Annotated in this window: 1 protein-coding gene; it reads left to right on the top strand. The window is 61.3% G+C overall.

Annotation, left to right across the window (positions count from 1 at the left end):
- Positions 1 to 338: 338 nt before the first annotated feature.
- Positions 339 to 908, top strand: coding sequence for a hypothetical protein (locus tag L981_RS35320; protein WP_197067222.1), 570 nt, complete (start codon positions 339 to 341; stop codon positions 906 to 908).
- The last annotated feature ends 176 nt before the right edge of the window (positions 909 to 1,084 follow it).

Raw genomic sequence — 1,084 nt, 5'->3', positions numbered from 1 at the left:
CTGATTAAGAGTCAGCTGCTCTACCAACTGAGCTAATCACCCATCCGCGACCGCTGCGGTGTGTCCCGCTGCTGTCGTGAGGGGGCGTATAAAGGCGTTCGGTTTGGTTGTCCAGCGCCTTTGTGAAAATCTTTTGAAAAATTTCATGGGGCTAGCGCACCCCCTGTGGAGAACTTGCTCTGCCTCTGCCAAGCGCGTTACGGCCACATCCGCGCGCCCTGCCGATACAGGCCAAAGGGGAAACGCGACGAAAGACCCGTTTGACGCGAGCCACATGCTCGGCATACTGCAACGAAGCGGGCCACACGAAACGAGCGATGATTGGAGAGGTTATCCCCATGCGCAGCACGATCGCCACAGGAATGCTCGTCGGTATCCTTGCCGGCATCGCCACCGAGGCGAAGGCAGACGTGCCGTTCTTCAACGCCACCTGCCCAGGCCGCATCGAGGTCCACGCCGATCGGGGCGGTCCCGTCTACATCAACGGCAGCGAGGCACGCCTGAAGCGGTTCAGCAACGACTACTACGAGGCGAGCCAGGGACGAACCACGGTCTCGATCAGCGTCAACCGCGATGGTTCGCCCTCGATCAGCTACACCCGCCGGGGCGCCGGCAATGGCGTCTGCCGCGTCACGTCGGCCGGCGGCAACACACGGCCACGCCCGGAGCGACCGCCGCAATATGACGACACGCAACAGCCGGATCGTGTCGACGCAAGGATGATGCCGCGCTTCTGCCAGGGCGAAGCCTCCGCCGCTTTCGGCGTGCGCCCCAATCGCATCACCGTCAACATGGCCTTCCGAAGCGGCCGCTATTATTGGGTGCAGGGCAACTACGATGGCTCCCGCGGCGCCACCTTCTTCAATTGCCGCTTCGACCTCAGGGGCAACTTCATCGACGTGCGCTGACGACAGGATCGATCGAAGGCGAGACTTCGGCCGTTTCCGACTGCTCCGGCGGAAACGGCTGTGAGTTTCTCATCGCGAGATGCAAATACCCTCTTGAGTGTGATGAGGTCGTGCGCTAAAGCGACGCCATGGATGGGTGATTAGCTCAGTTGGTAGAGCAGCTGACTCTTAATCAG

Origin of the sequence: Ensifer sp. ZNC0028 (assembly GCF_000799055.1) — a bacterium.
GTDB lineage: Bacteria > Pseudomonadota > Alphaproteobacteria > Rhizobiales > Rhizobiaceae > Ensifer.
This window is presented reverse-complemented; position numbering and strand designations above follow the sequence as displayed.

What these genes read in the sequence shown, in the direction of transcription:
- L981_RS35320 (WP_197067222.1), top strand. Translation starts at nt 339, where the DNA reads ATGCGCAGCACGATCGCCACAGGAATGCTCGTCGGTATCCTTGCCGGC.